General features: G+C 65.4%; 7 protein-coding genes. 4 read left to right on the forward strand and 3 right to left on the reverse strand.

Annotated elements, in window-relative coordinates; genetic code table 11:
- Positions 1-315 precede the first annotated feature (315 nt).
- A complete protein-coding gene (locus IVB27_RS02490) occupies positions 316-1,107 on the reverse strand; it encodes a protein-L-isoaspartate O-methyltransferase family protein (protein ID WP_247441128.1) in 792 nt (263 codons plus the stop codon).
- On the reverse strand, positions 1,104-4,574 hold the full coding sequence (locus tag IVB27_RS02495) for an ATP-binding protein (RefSeq protein ID WP_247441129.1): 3,471 nt from the start codon (positions 4,572-4,574) through the stop codon (positions 1,104-1,106). Before IVB27_RS02495 ends, IVB27_RS02490 begins: the two co-directional genes overlap by 4 nt.
- Before the next feature lie 142 nt (positions 4,575-4,716).
- Between IVB27_RS02495 and IVB27_RS02500 the strand changes: the two genes are divergently transcribed.
- The 4 genes from IVB27_RS02500 to IVB27_RS02515 all read left to right on the forward strand — a co-directional run bounded on the left by IVB27_RS02500 (position 4,717) and on the right by IVB27_RS02515 (position 13,423).
- On the forward strand, positions 4,717-11,169 hold the full coding sequence (locus tag IVB27_RS02500; RefSeq protein ID WP_247441130.1) for a non-ribosomal peptide synthetase: 6,453 nt from the start codon (positions 4,717-4,719) through the stop codon (positions 11,167-11,169).
- Positions 11,170-11,311: 142 nt separating this feature from the next.
- Positions 11,312-11,482 carry a hypothetical protein gene (locus IVB27_RS02505; RefSeq protein WP_247348931.1) on the forward strand — a complete coding sequence of 57 codons (171 nt, stop codon included), beginning with the start codon at positions 11,312-11,314 and terminating at the stop codon, positions 11,480-11,482.
- Between the two features lie 232 nt (positions 11,483-11,714).
- Entirely contained in the window at positions 11,715-12,446 is a 732-nt protein-coding gene (locus tag IVB27_RS02510) for a 4'-phosphopantetheinyl transferase family protein (RefSeq protein WP_247441131.1), read from the forward strand.
- Positions 12,443-13,423: an LLM class flavin-dependent oxidoreductase gene (locus IVB27_RS02515; RefSeq protein ID WP_247441132.1), complete on the forward strand. Its 981-nt coding sequence runs from the start codon at positions 12,443-12,445 to the stop codon at positions 13,421-13,423. Before IVB27_RS02510 ends, IVB27_RS02515 begins: the two co-directional genes overlap by 4 nt.
- A gap of 2 nt (positions 13,424-13,425) precedes the next feature.
- Here the strand turns inward: IVB27_RS02515 and IVB27_RS02520 are convergent, their stop codons facing one another.
- Positions 13,426-14,259: an ABC transporter ATP-binding protein gene (locus tag IVB27_RS02520; RefSeq protein WP_247441133.1), complete on the reverse strand. Its 834-nt coding sequence runs from the start codon at positions 14,257-14,259 to the stop codon at positions 13,426-13,428.
- Between the last annotated feature and the right edge of the window lie 12 nt (positions 14,260-14,271).

Here is a 14,271-nt window from a genome sequence, read left to right on the forward strand (position 1 = left end):
CGCGACTGGTCAGTCTTGACGCAAGTTCCCCGGTCGGAAGAGCAAGCAGTTCCTGCCATTCGCGTACGAATGGCCAATCGTAGAATTGGTCGGCCTGACGCGCGTGAGCTGCCTTGGCCTTTTCCACGAGAGATGGGTCGCGACGAAGTCTCCGCACGATCAGCCGATGCATCATCAGCTTCGCGGTGTCGCCAACCAGGCCCTCGTTTAAGCCATCCTTCATGCGTTCATCCAGACCCAGCTCGAATATAAACGACCTGCCAGGAACAAAAAAGGGCGCAACTTCCCGATAGTTACCGCTTTGGCTCGGCGGACCTAATCCGATGGCAGCCCCTGCTCGATGCCGCAAAAGCGTAGCGGCGCCAGGGCGGAGGCCCGCTGCCACCAATCGGCGACGCGGTCGTCGAGCGCGGTCACACCTCGACCCTGGCCGGGGAAGATCCGGATCTGCTGCACCGCCTCGGCTTCGAACCCCTTGCCCTTGCGGGTGATCTTGAGGGCAGCGCCTTCGCGGTCCCGCTGGGTCAGCGGCACCAAGAGGCGGCCGCGCGGACGAAGCGACTGAAGCCAGAGCGGATGCGGCTGAGAGAATCCGGCATGCACGATGATCACGTCGGCGGGTTCGCCGATGTCCTCGCATCCGTCACCATGGACGACCACGACGTTGCGATAGGCGCGAAGATAGGTCGCGGCGCGCGCCGCAAGCCGCGCGTCGCATTCGATTGCATGCACCCTGCCCTTGGGGCCCACGATCTCCGAAAGCACTGCCGAGAAATAGCCGAGCCCGCAGCCGATCTGGACCACGCGGTCCTTCTCCCCGACGTCGAGCAAATCGATGAAGTGCGCCCACAGGCTCGGCAGTCCGGTATCGAGCTTGCGGCGCGCATCGATCGCGACCAGCACATTGTCCTGGAGATGAACGGGATCGGCATCCGGCGTCAGCCGATAGCTGCGCGCCGCCTCGCTCTTGATGCGCCAGGGTCCCTTCGCCAAAAACTCCTCGCGCGGAACGGTGGCGAGGGCTTCGAGCAGGCGCGGTGAGGAGATCCGTTCGCGCTTTGCGATCAGCTCCACGTAACGCGCACGCGCGGCGGCAAGATCGCTCATCTCACGGGATCGGCCTGTTCACGAACAGGCGCGTCCGCGCCGAGCTCGTTGATCAGTTGCATCGCCTGTTTCAGGTCCGGCGTGTAAAAGCCCTCGCTGAACTTGCCGACGATCGGTGCGAGCAGGAGACTTGCGTGCTCGCGCTTGCCGGCTTGGTGCGACAGCCGCGCGAGGCTGACGGCGGTGCGAAGCTCCCAGGACAGCGCGCCCTGCTTGCGCGCGATCTCCAGCGACAGGCCGAACAACTCCTCGGCCTCCTGCACCGAGGCCGGATTCCCGTCCGACAGGGTGATCTCGCCTTGCAGGCGGTAGACCTCGGCGAGGTAGGAATGATCGCCGGTCCGCCGCGCGGTCGCGAGCGCACCGTCCAGCGCGCGCAAGGCGGCGTCGCGCATCCCGACCTTGGCGTAGGCCTCCGCGAGCAGGCAGCGGAACCAGCAACCGGCGAGCCAGGAATCCATCGCCTCGTATTCGTCGAGGCCGAAGCGCATCTGGCTGAGGCCTTCGTCGGCCTCGCCGAGCTGCGCCAGCGCCCAGCCGCGCAGGATCGCCGCCTGCTGCTTCCAGTGCAGGAAGTTGTGCTCGGTGGCGATGATCATGGCGCGGTTGGCGTGGTCGCGCGTGCCCTCGACATCGCGCAAATGCTGGCAGAGATAGGCGCCGAACACGAGCGCGAAGGCGAGCGTGAAGGGGTGGCGGATCTTCTCGGCGTTCGCGATCGCCTGCTCGCTGTGCTGGCGCGCCGCGTCGGGCCGGCCGAGGAACCACAGGAGATAGCCGAGATAGGACAGCGAGACGACGCCGGGATCGGTGCCGTGCCGCTCCATCAGGTCGGAGTGCAGATCGGGGCTGTAGAGGTTGATGCAACGGTGCAAATGATGCTGGGACGCGGCAAAGCGCCCGCGATAGAGCATGGTCATCGCGATCGAGCGGTGCGCCTCGATCAGATAGCCGGTCTGCTGCGCCGGCTGCGTCCGCTCGTTGAGCCGCTCGCGCTTGGCGAATTTCAACAACTCGACGCTGAGATCGTGCGCGCGGATGAGATCGGCGCGGATGAAATGACAGACCCAAAGCCCGCGCGTGGCGGCGAAGGCCTTTTCGTCGTCATCGAGCTGCTGGCCCAGTTCGAGGGCGCGGATGTAGTTCTCCTCGACCTCCTGCACGGCATAGCCCTTGGCGGCGATCAGTGCGTTGCCGAGCGCGATGCGCAGCTCGAGCTCCATCTCGTCGGCGCCCTGCATACGCGCATTGGCCTGGACGACGCTTAAGCCCCGGCGCAGATGGCCGATCGCCTCCAGATTGGCGCCGCTCTTGGCCGCTTGCTTGCCGGCCTTGAGCCAGAAGCTGGCGGCCCCCTCGCTCTGGCCGGATTCGGTCAAATGATGGGCGAGCAGCTCCGGTTCGCGCTCGGTCTTCTCCGGATACATCTCGGCGAGCACCTGGGCAATCCGGGAATGCAGCTTGCGCCGCTCGCTGTGCAACAGGCTCGCATGCGCGGCGTTCTGGATCATCACGTGCTTGAAGGAGTAGAGCGCGTCCGGCGGATGGCCGCGGCGCATGATCAGCCCGGCCTCCTCCAGATGATTGAGCGCGGCCTCGATCTGTTCGGCGGGCGTGTTGGCGACCGCGTGCAGCGTCTCGTAGGAGAATTCGCGGCCGATGGTGGCGCCGATCTGCGCGATCCGCTTGAACGGCCCCATCCGGTCCAGTCGCGCCATCAGCGAGTCCGTCAGCGTCGCCGGGATCGCGAGCTGCCGCCACGGGCCCGACAGCACGTAGCGCCCGTGCCGCTCGGTCAGGAGGTTGGATTCCAGAACCGTCTTGGTCAGCTCTTCCAGAAACAGCGGCACGCCGTCGGTCTTGACGATGATCTCCTCGACGACCTCCTTGGGAAGCTCGCGTCCCGCCACGCGCTCGACCAGCGTCGCGCGCAACTGCCGGCTCAACCGGTTCAGCACCAGCGTCGTAACGTGCGAATGGGCGCTCCAGCTCGGCTGGAATTCGGTGCGCGCGGTCATGATCACCAGGATCGGCCGATTCTGTGCCCGGTCGACCAGGAGATCGATCACCTCACGGGAAGTCGGGTCGATCCAGTGCAAATCCTCGAATGCGATCACCAGCGGCTGCTCGCGCGCAAGGCCGAGGAAATGATTGACCAACGCGGAGACGGTCGCATCCTTTTGCTGCTGCGGCGACAGCTCGAGCGGCGGATAGCGGTCACCGATCGGAATGGACAACAGCGCGGCCAACAGCGGCGCAACCTGCTCGATGTCGCCATGAGCGGCGGAGATCGCGATCTCCAGGTTCGCCAGCGACTGCGCGGACGCATCCTCACGATCGAGGCCAAGGGAGAATTTGAGTTGCTCGGCGAACGGATAGAACGCTGTGGAGGTGTAATAGGGCGAGCACTGGAACGAGACCTGTCCATGGCGGTCGCCTGCGATCCGCTCGAAGATCTCCTGGATGATGCGCGACTTGCCGATGCCGGGCTCGCCGAACTTGACCACGACCTGGCCGTCGCCCTCCTTGACCTGCTGCCAGCGGCCCATCAGTAGCGCGATCTCTTCCTCGCGGTTGACGAGCGGGGTTAGCCGCGTGCCCATGGCAGCGGCGAAGCGGGTCTCCACCCGCGACGCCCGCATCACATGCCAGGCCTGCGCCTTGTCCGAGATACCCTTCAGCGCATGGACGCCGAGATCGCGGTAGTCGAACTTCCCCTTCAGTAGCGACTGGGTCGAGGCGGAAATCACCACACCGTTGGGCGGCGCCAGGCCTTGGAGGCGCGCGGCGAGATTGACGGTTTCTCCGACCGCGGAGTCGCGCTCTTCGGTGCCCTGTCCGACGAGGTCGCCAACCACGACGAGACCGGTCGCGATGCCGATGCGGACGGCGGGTGAGTGGCTGAGCGCACCACGCGGCTCGACCGCGCGCGCTGTCGATAGCACCCGCACGATCTCGAGCCCCGCGCGCACCGCGCGCTCTGCGTCGTCCTCATGTGCGGTCGGATAGCCGAAATAGACCAAAATACCGTCGCCGACGAAGCGAGCGGCAAAACCCTCGTAGTGCTTCACCACGCGGACACAGGTTTCGCGGAAGCTCGCGATCATGTCGCGCACGTCTTCGGGATCGAACTGCACCGACAGCGAAGTGGAATCCACCATGTCGCAGAACATGGTGGTGAGCTGACGCCGCTCGGCCCCGACTTCCGTGCGGGGTTGAGGGCGAGCCGCCGCGTCGGACTTCTCCGCTGTTTCGGCCCGGAACAACGCGGTCATGGCCCGCTGGAGCCGCTTCCGATCACCGAGCGGCAATCCGAGCTCGACCAGATCGGATTCGGTCAGATCTCCCATGACGTCGAGATCGAGACGGTGCTCTGCGAAGAGATCGGTATAGTGGCCGAGACCGACGCCTTCGAGCCAGCGCTTCAGCCCGCCTTCCGTTCCCGTGACCGGCTCATTCTCCAGCATGGTGATTTCTGCCCGACCATCACTCCGTCGAAGCGCTTAGGGCCCCTCAACCACAGATTTTGGGGCCAAAACTTCACCTCAGACTGGACGCGTTCCCTTACTTCTTGGAAGAATAGCCCAATCGGATCAAAAGGGAACGGAATTGTCGGACGTCACGCTTCCAGCGCCGCAGGGGTCAGCCAGCACAACGGCCGAAACGAAGATATTCGCGGATATCGGCGGCCTTCTCGATTTCCATGCCCGCAAGACGCCGGCGGCGCCCGCCCTCCTCGCCCCTGGCCGGCCGGTCCTCAACTACGGCGCGATTGGCGACCGGACGCAGGATCTCGTCCGTACGCTGCGCGGGCTCGGCATAATCCCTTCCGACCGGGTTGCGGTTGCGCTGCCGCGTGGCGCCGACAGCGCACTGGCCCTGATCGCGGTCGCCTCGAGCTGCGCCTGCATTCCTGTCAATCCCGACCTGACGGCGGACGAGCTGCAACGCTATTTCAGCGAATTGAAGTTGACGGCGCTGATCACACGGGCTGATACGAACTCGGCGAGCCGTGACGTCGCGAAAGCGCTCGATATCGCTGTGATCGATTTCATGCCGGGGCCGCAAGACGATCTCGGCGGCTGCACGTTCGTCGGACCGGAGGTTGGGCCGGCAAACAACAGCGGCACCTCGCGCGGCGACGACGACGCGTTCATCCTGCTGACATCGGGCACGGCAGCGCGGCCGAAGATGGTGCCGCTGACGCACCGCAATGTGTGCCTCTCCGCTTACAACGCCGGCCGCGTGCTGTCGCTGACGTCGCACGATCGCCTGCTCAACGCGCTACCTCTGTTTCACGCCCATGGTCTGATTTCCGGTCTGCTGACGGCGTTGGCCGCGGGCTCCAGCGTGATCTGCACCGACGGTTTCGACGCATCCTCCTTCTTCGGCTCGATGCGGCAGCTGCAACCCACCTGGTACACGGCGGTGCCGACCATCCATCGCGCGCTGCTGACGGCGGCGGAAGCGAACCCGGACCTTGCCCGATCGTCGTCGTTGCGCGTGATCCGCTCGGCCTCCGCCTCGCTTGCGCCTGCGATCCTCGACGGGCTGGAGGCGACGTTCGGCGTTCCCGTGCTCGAAACCTACGGCATGACGGAGGCGGCCTCGCAGATCGCGGCTAATCCGTTCGAACTGCGCAAGGCCGGATCGGTCGGCCGCGCCGCGGGCCCCGAGATCGCGATCATGGATGAGACTGGCCGTACGCTCGCGAGCGGCGAGCACGGCGAAATCATGCTTCGCGGACCGAATATGAGCCGCGGCTACTATAATGACGAGGCGGCAACACAGGCGGCCTTCCGCAACGGCTGGTTCCGGACCGGCGATCTCGGCTACCTCGACTCCGACGGCTATCTCTTCATCGTCGGCCGTATCAAGGACGTTATCAACCGCGGCGGGCAGAAGATCTCGCCGCTGGAGGTCGAAGAAGTTCTGCTCAGCCATCCTGCGGTGCTGGAGGCCGGCGTCTTTGCCGTCCCGCACCAGAAGCTCGGCGAGAATGTCGCCGCGGTCGTGGTGCTGCGGCCGAATTCCGAGGCGACCTCGGATCTCTTGCGCCAGTTCGCGCGGAAACGACTCGCGGCCTACAAGGTGCCGAGCCTGATCCGCAGCGTCGCCACGCTGCCGAAAGGCGCCAGTGGCAAGGTCAAGCGCAATGCGCTCGCCGAGTTGGTCGTGACAGTGGACGGCGGCGACGAGACGCGGCTGCCACGAACCGAACTGGAGACCCAGCTCGCGGGGATTTGGGCCGGGCTGCTGGAGCTACCGCAGGTCGGCGTCGATCAGGACGTGTTTGCGCTCGGCGCGGACTCGCTCGCGGCCACACAGATGCGCTCGCGCCTGCGCGAAAGTTTCAACGTCGATTTCTCGTTCGAGGACATCTTTGATTGCGCCACGGTCTCAGCCCTGGCGGCCCAGGTCGAGACCGCCACAACCCATCGCGAGTCGATGCTGCCGGCCTGGCGCAAAGCCGCGGAAACAGACGCGCCGCTGTCGTTCCAGCAGCAGCGGATGTACGTGCTCTCGCGGCTCGACCCAACTCGCTACAATTATAACGTCGTCGAAGTCGCGCTCCTCAAGGGCCAGGTCGACGTCGCCGCGCTTTCTGCCGCCCTCACTGCGGTCGCTGCGCGCAATGAGGCACTCCGGTCGGTCTTCGTCGAACGCGAGGGTGAGCCGGCGCAGCTTGTGCTGCAATCGCCGCCGCGGTTCGAGCGGATCAAGCTCAAGCCCTGCTCCGCGGACAAGCGAGCTGCTGTGATCAGGCGCGAGGCCCTCAAGCTCGCGCAATATCCGTTCGACCTTGCGCGCGAGCCGCCGCTGAAGGTCACGCTGCTGTCGTTCGACAAAAGCAGCCACGCGCTGGTGGTCAACGTCCATCACCTCGTCACCGACGGCTGGTCGCAGCGGCTGTTCTGGCAAGAACTCGCCGCCCATTATTCGGCAGCGCGCAAGAACGACGTGATGGCACTGCCTTCGCCCGCCTTCCAGTACCGCGACTTTGCGCTCTGGCAGCAGAGCTGGGCGCAGACGCCTGCGGCAAAGGAGCAACTCGATTACTGGCGGGCGCAGCTCGACGGCGTCACCACGCTGCCGCTGCGGACCGACCGGTCAAGGCCGGAGGTCTGGAGCGGACACGGTGCCCGTCGCTATCTCGAGTTCTCCAGGACGCTGTCGGCCGACCTGCATGCGCTGAGCCAGAACCAGGGCGTCACGCCCTTCATGACCCTGCTCGCGGTGTTCCAGTGCCTACTATTCCGCCACACCGGCCACGAGGATGTCGCGACGGGATCGCTCATCGCCAACCGTAACCAGATCGAGAGCGAGCGGCTGATCGGGCTGTTCGCCAACACCCTGATCCTGCGCAACGATTTCGGCGGCGATCCGAGCTTCGGCGACATGTTGCGACGGGTGCGGCAGGTCACGCTCGATGCCTACCGCAACCAGGACCTTGCGATCGAGGAAGTCCTGCGCGCGCTTCAGATCGCGCGCCGGAGCGACGGCAATCCGCTGTTCCGGATCATGTTCATCCTCCAGAACGCATCGATCGAGGCGGCACGTTTCTCCGGCTTGTCGACGCGGCGGATCGAGATCGATCCAAAAGTGGCTCGCTTCGACATCACGCTCGAACTGGTCGAGGCCGACGGCCGTTTCGCCGGATTCTTCGAATACGCTACCGATCTGTTCGACGCAGCGACGATCGAGGGCATGGCCGCTCAGTTCACGACTCTGCTCAAATCCGTCATCGCCGATCCGGAGCAGCGCATCTCGCACCTGCCACTCCTGACCGCGGCCGAACGCCGGCAGCTGCTGGCGCAAGGCCGCGGCGTGCCGGCCAATGTCACCTCGCGCGACAACCTAAGCGAACGCTTCGACCGTCAGGCCAGGAAAACGCCGAACGCGATCGCGGTGTCGGACGGCAGCACATCCCTGAGTTATCGCGAGTTGGCGCGCCGCAGCCAGGCGGCCGCGCGCTGGCTGGCCCGGGAGGGCGTTGGTGCCGAGGCCGTGGTCGCCTTGCTTGCGGATCGCGGGCCCGACCTGCTCGCCGCGATGATCGCCGTGCAGCGCGTGGGCGCGGCCTTCCTCAATCTCGATCCCGACCAGCCGCCGGCACGGCTCGCGACCATCCTGGGATCGAGCTGTGCCCGCATGCTGCTGACCGGACGCGCGCAGTCATCCATGGTCGAGGCGCTGCTCGAACCGCTGGTCGAGCGCATCCAAACGGCCGCGCTCGAAGACGCGATCGCGCCGGGAGCGACCAATCCGGCCCGCGAGGCGCCGCGCACGGCCTCCAGCCTCGCTTATCTCATCTATACCTCCGGATCCTCCGGCGCGCCGAAGGGCGTCATGATCGAGCAGCGCGGTCTGTCGAACCATCTGGCCTCGCTCATCTCCGAGCTCGGCCTCTCGTCCCGGGACGTGATCGCGCAGACCGCGCCGCAGAGCTTTGTCATCTCGGTGTGGCAGTTCCTCGCGGGGCCCATGGTCGGCGCGCGCGTTCATGTCTGCGGCAGCGCGACGGTGCGGGACCCGATTTTGCTCGCGCGGGAGATCGAGCGCGAGGGCATCACGGTGCTCGAGATCGTCCCATCGCTGCTGCGCGTGATCCTCGATCGCATGGACGAGGCACCGATCCGACGCGCCTTTGCGAGGCTGCGCCTCCTGATCTCGACCGGCGAGCCGCTGCCGGTCGATCTCTGCAAGGCCTGGTTCGCGCGCTGTCCGAAAGTGCCGCTGATCAATGCCTATGGCGCGTCGGAATGTTCCGACGACGTCTCGCTGCATCGCCTGACCAAGGCGCCGGCGACCATGACGGGCAACGTCCCGGTCGGCACGCCGCTGCCGAACACCCAGCTCTACGTGCTCGACGCAGGCCTGCAGCCGCAGCCGGTCGGCGTGACCGGCGAGCTCTGCATCGGCGGCGCCGGTATCGGCCGCGGCTATGTCAACGACCCCGCACAGAACCGGCAGCGCTTCCTGCCCGATCCGTTCTCGCGCAAAGCAAGCGGCCGGCTGTACCGGACCGGCGACCTAGCCCGCCGCCGCGCCGACGGCACGATCGAATGCCTCGGCCGCGCCGACCATCAGGTCAAGGTTCGCGGCTACCGTATCGAACTCAAGGAGATCGAGAACGCGCTTGCCGACCATCCGAGTGTGCGCGCCGGCATCGTCGAGCCGCGTCGCGAAGCAAGCGGCGATGTCAGGCTGATCGCCCATGTCGTCGCAAGGTCAGGCAGCCGGAGCAGCGCCAGCGAGCTGCGCGAATTCCTGAAGAGCCGGCTGCAGGGCCATGCCATCCCGTCCGCGTTCCTGTTCCTGGATCAGGTACCGCTCAACGCCCATGGCAAAATCGACCGGACCGCGCTGCTGGCGCCGGCGCAGCAGGAAGCGCTCGAACCTGATGCGGCCGTGCCGGCGCGGGGCTTCACCGAAAAGGTGCTGTCCGACATCTGGATCGACCTGTTGAAGGTCGAGAGCCTCGGCGTCACCGACAATTTCTTCGACCTCGGCGGCCATTCGCTGCTGGCGGGCCAGGCGATGGCGCGCGTCGCCCGTGCCCTCGGCGTGTCGCTGCCGATCAAGACCATCTTCGAGGCACCGACGATCGAAGAGCTTGCCCGGCGGATCGACGAGGCCGCGGCGGCAAAGCCGCGCAAGCCGGCTGCAAGCGCAGCAAGATTGGCGAGAGCGAGCCTGGCCGAAAGCGGCCCTCCCGCGCTCTCGATCGCGCAGGACCAGATGCTCCGGATCGAGCAGAATCTTCCCAGACTGCCGCTGTTCAACCTGCCTTTCGCCTTTCGTCTCCAGGGGCCGCTCAATTTGGCCGCCCTGGCGCAGGCGATCGACGATGTCGTGCACCGGCACGAATCGCTGCGAACCAGTTTCGGCTGGAGCGGCGGGGGGCCCGTCAGCTGCATCGCCGCGCCCGGCACCTTCGGCCGCGTTCTGACTGTCGAGACGATCGGCGATGGTCAGCCCCACAACAACAAGCGGCGCAAGGCGCTGGAGCTCCGCAAGATCGATCTCCTGATCGAACAGGAGACCTATGCCCCGATCGACACCAAGCGCGCGCCGCTGCTGCGCGCCCGGCTGTTGCGGCTCCACGACGGCGATCATGTGTTGCTGCTGACGTTGCATCACGCAATCGTCGACGGCTGGTCGATCGGCGTGCTGTTCGAGGAATTGTCCCACCGCTATGCGGCGCTGGCCGGCTATCCGTCGGTGCCGCTGCCGAAACTGCCGCCGGCCTTTTCGGACGTCGTGCGCTGGCAGCACTGGTGGTGCGGCACCGATGCCGCCCGCCGTCAGGCGACCGAATGGACGGAGAATTTGCGCGGGGCGACACCCGTTTTCGACCGGGAATCAAGCCCGGGCGCGTCCACGGGGCACCGTCCGGTCAGTCTCGAACGTGAGCTGATCGGCCGGCTCACCGCGTTCGCCGGCCAGCACAATTGCACGCTGTTCATGTGCCTGCTGACCGGCCTGAAAGCCCTGCTGCTGGCGCGGACCGGCCACAACGACATCTCGATCGCCACCGCCATGGCCAATCGCGCCCAGCCGGACACCGACCGGATCGTCGGTCCGTTCGAGAACACGGTGATCGTTCGCACCAAAATCACGCCGGAGCTGTCGTTCGTGCAGGCCCTGGCCCGGGTCCGTCAGAGCGTGCTCGACGCGTATGCGCGCCAGGAGCTGCCGTTCAACATCCTGGCCGATCATCTGGAGCAGGAGGGGGTCAATCCGGCCTCGCTGCTCCAGGTCTATTTCACGCTGCAAAATCCGCTGCGCCAGCCGCTCGATCTGCCCGATCTCACGACGGCGTCGATCGGCAACATCGCGCGCGAAGGCCAGCCGGTGCTGCCGATCGACCAGACCTGGCTGTCGCTGATGCTCAAGGAGCGGCCGACCGGAATCACCGGTTCATGCAATTACAAGAGCGAGCTGCTCGATGGCGCTACGGTCGGCCTGTGGATGGAGGATCTCGTGGCGCTGCTCGGGGCCGCCGTCGCTCAACCCAACGCGCCGCTCGGCCGATTGCTCAATCGCAGGGCGGCATGACCGGCCGCAAAGCACGGGCGAATACGGGTTCACTCGCCATAGCTGTGAATGACCAAGTTGCATCTTGATTATTTGGTGCCACCGCGCGAGATTATTCTCGCGTTTTGATTTGGACGATTATTTTCAACCGGGAGCGTTAGTTATGGGTTTCATCAAATTTACCAAGGGCGCCTCGTTGAGCGACAAGGACCGCAAGGCCCTGCAGAAGCTGCTCGGCGCCGAGAAGAAGAAGCTGCAGTCCGCGCTGAAGGACGTCGACGCCAGCATTTCGATGCTCGGCAGCTCCAAGAAGGCCAAGAAGAAGAAGAAGTAAGGCTCGGCGGCCCGGACGCCGCTCGAAATCTTCAGGCTTCAGTTTCGGAAATGGGCCGCTCGCTTGCCGAGTTGGTGTCTCGCACAAGCTTGCGCCCGTAAACCGACCAGCAATCGACAAGGATTCGCCCGAGTGGACCGCTAGAAGCGGTCCGCTCAGTTGATTCTTGCTCAGTTGATTCTTCCATCATGGCAGGGGATTTGGCCCCGGCCTGACGCCATGGGCCCAATTGATGGCAGACGACAGGATTGAACTGTTTGTCGGACTGATCGAGACTTTTGACGCGCCGGGTGCGGTCGATACGTGCCGGCGTTTGCTCTCGGTCGACGAACGGGTACGAGCCGACCGCTTCAAGTTCGAACGGCACCGGCGGCAGTATATCTTCGCGCACGCGATGTTGCGGCTTGCGCTCTCGCACGTCGCGCCGAATGTCCCGCCCACCGACTGGTCATTTGCGGACGGGCGTTACGGGAGGCCGTTTGTCGCATCGCCCAAGATCTCGAGCGCGCTGCATTTCAGCCTGTCCCATGCCGATGGCTGCGTTGCCTGCGTCGTGTCAGGGCATGAGACCGTCGGCGTCGACGTCGAGACCGTGTCACGGCGCGTCGCGCCGCTGTCCACCGCGCTTCGGTTCTTCGCGCCGGAAGAAGTCGAAACCCTGCGTGGACTTCCGGAGCCCGCCGCGATCGAGCGCTTCTTCGACTACTGGACGCTCAAGGAGGCTTATTTGAAGGCCAGGGGTTTCGGCCTCAATTTGCCGCTCGACGCCTTCGCGATGCAGGTGTCGCGAGAGGCGATCGAGATCAGCTTCAAGCCCGATATCGCCGACGATCCGCAAGGGTGGCGATTCCAGCTATTCTCGCCGTCGCCCTCGCATCGCCTCGCGATCGCCGACGGCTCCCGCGCCACCGGCGGCCTGCCCATCACCCGCAATGCCTGGCCGCTCCAGGAAGCGGCTGAATGACGCCGCCGCGGCTGCGCGTCTTTCCCGCGATTTCGCGCAACCGCGATCCCGAGAAATATGTCGGCGAGCTGATGCGCGTGGCCCAGTTTGCCGACCGCAACGGCTTTGAAGGCATCCTTCTGTTCGAAGGCAACGACGTGTTCGTCGAGCCCTGGGCGATGGCCCAGCACATCATGGCGGAAACGACGCGGTCCTCGCCGCTGATCGCGGTCAATCCGGTCTACATGCACCCGTTCACGGCGGCGAAATTCGTCTCGTCCTTTGCGCAGCTCCATGGCCGCAAGGTCTATCTCAACATGATCACGGGCACCGCGGTCAGCGATCTGCAGGGGCTGGGCGACGAGCAGTCGCATGCCGACCGCTATGTCCGGCTCGGCGAATTCGTCGCGCTGATGCGCCAATTGCTGGCAAGCCCGCGGCCAGCGACTTTCGCGGGCCGGTTCTACCGCGCAAGCAATCTGCAACTGCGCCCGCGCCTGCCGCCGGAGCTGATGCCGGAATTTCTGGTCGCCGGCCAGTCCGAGCCGGCACAGCGCGTGGCGAAGGAGACCGGCTGCATCAAGATGCAGATGCTGCCGCCCGATCTTGAAGGCGGCCTCGATGTATCAGGCATGAATTTTGGAATTTTTGCGCGCGAGGGACGCGACGAAGCCCGGCAAGCGGCGAAGGTGCGTTTCCACGACAACCCCGACGATCGTGAGCTGCTCGCGCTCACCGTGGAGAACAGCGATTCCGTGTGGAAGCGGCGCCTGTTCGAGGGCCAGAGCGGCGAGCTCGCGGACAATGGCTACTGGCTGCTGCCGTTCCTGACCTTCCAGGCCGACTGTCCCTACCTCGTCGGCAGCTACGCCGAGATCGGCGCGAAGCTGAAGGAGTTTGCGGCGAAGGGGCTCACCACGATCATGCTCGACATGGTCGCAGACGAGACCGAGATGCAGCACGTCTGCAAGGCGCTCGCGGCGAGCGGAATGTTTTGAGGTCAGACGCCGAGCGGACTGAGCCGTGCCAACGGCTCGCTGCCTTCCGGCCGCCGTAGAAGCTGCATGACATGCCGCTTCAGGCGCACGAACTCGGGCTCGGTCACGAGATCGTGGCTGCGTGGCCGTGCGAAGGGCAGCACGACATCCTCAATCACCCGGCCGGGCCTCGCACTCATCACAACGATGCGATCGGCGAGGAACAATGCCTCGTCGATATCGTGGGTGACGAAGACCGTGGTGGTCGGGATCTTGCCCCAGATGTCGAGCAGGACCTCCTGCATCATGGCGCGCGTCTGCGCGTCCAGCGCACTGAAAGGTTCGTCCATCAGCAGCACCCGCGGCTGGTTGATCAGGACCCGCGCGATTTCGACGCGCTGCTGCATGCCGCCCGACAGTTGCGCCGGATAGAACGCCTCGAAGCCGGAAAGGCCGACCAGCTTCAGGATGGTGTCGGCGGCGCAGTCGCGCTCTCTTCTCGCCAGGCCCCGCATCTTCGCGCCGAAGGCGACATTGTCGCGCACCCGCTTCCAGGGAAACAGCGTGTGCTGTTGAAACACCATGCCACGGTCCGGACTCGGTCCCTGGACCTTCTGCCCATCGATCGCGAGTCGGCCGGCCGTAATCGGCAGATGTCCGGCCAGTGCGCCGAGCAGCGTGGACTTGCCGCAGCCGGAGGGACCGAGGATGCAGACGAGCTCGCCCGGCGCGATGGCAAAGTCGAGACCACTCACCGCCTCGAACGCATCGCTGCCTTCGCCGAGCGAGATCGAGACATCAGCAATGTCGATGCGACCGACGCTCTTCGCGTCGACATCCGCGACCCGAATGTTCATCGCGCCACGCCT

Origin of the sequence: Bradyrhizobium sp. 197 (assembly GCF_023073375.1) — a bacterium.
Lineage (GTDB): Bacteria > Pseudomonadota > Alphaproteobacteria > Rhizobiales > Xanthobacteraceae > Bradyrhizobium.

Excerpts from the sequence above, each read along its gene's own strand:
- IVB27_RS02495 (WP_247441129.1), bottom strand. The coding sequence starts at position 4,574 with ATGCTGGAGAATGAGCCGGTCACGGGAACGGAAGGCGGGCTGAAGCGC.
- IVB27_RS02490 (WP_247441128.1), bottom strand. The coding sequence starts at position 1,107 with ATGAGCGATCTTGCCGCCGCGCGTGCGCGTTACGTGGAGCTGATCGCA.
- IVB27_RS02515 (WP_247441132.1), top strand. The coding sequence starts at position 12,443 with ATGACGCCGCCGCGGCTGCGCGTCTTTCCCGCGATTTCGCGCAACCGC.
- IVB27_RS02505 (WP_247348931.1), top strand. The coding sequence starts at position 11,312 with ATGGGTTTCATCAAATTTACCAAGGGCGCCTCGTTGAGCGACAAGGAC.
- IVB27_RS02520 (WP_247441133.1), bottom strand. The coding sequence starts at position 14,259 with ATGAACATTCGGGTCGCGGATGTCGACGCGAAGAGCGTCGGTCGCATC.
- IVB27_RS02510 (WP_247441131.1), top strand. The coding sequence starts at position 11,715 with ATGGCAGACGACAGGATTGAACTGTTTGTCGGACTGATCGAGACTTTT.